The organism is Halalkalicoccus sp. NIPERK01 (assembly GCF_030287405.1).
Classification (GTDB): domain Archaea; phylum Halobacteriota; class Halobacteria; order Halobacteriales; family Halalkalicoccaceae; genus Halalkalicoccus.
Window position 1 is genome coordinate 1 of record NZ_JASVVV010000047.1, and the last position, 251, is coordinate 251.

At 55.0% G+C, this 251-nt stretch carries 1 protein-coding gene; it reads right to left on the bottom strand.

Going from position 1 to position 251, the window contains the following annotated elements; genetic code table 11:
- Nucleotides 1-251: hypothetical protein (locus QRT08_RS18500; protein ID WP_286047468.1), on the bottom strand; the 251-nt coding region annotated here is incomplete at both ends.

Consider the following 251-nt stretch of genomic DNA (forward strand, 5'->3'; position numbering starts at 1 on the left):
GTCTGCTCGTCGCGCTCCACCTCTTTAAACAAGCCGCGCCCTTTTAGGTGCTGGCCTTTCACCGCATTGCCCAAAGCTCCGCGCATGGCTTTGCCCAGTTCTTTATTGAGCGCATCCAGCGCGGTATCGCCCGTCATATGCTTGGCGTACAGGCGCGGCAGATAGGTATCTTTAAAACGTTCGCGGCTCGCTTCGCTCAACATATCCAATGCCACTAAGTCATCGCTTTGCTGTGTCAGAATCTCGCGCAT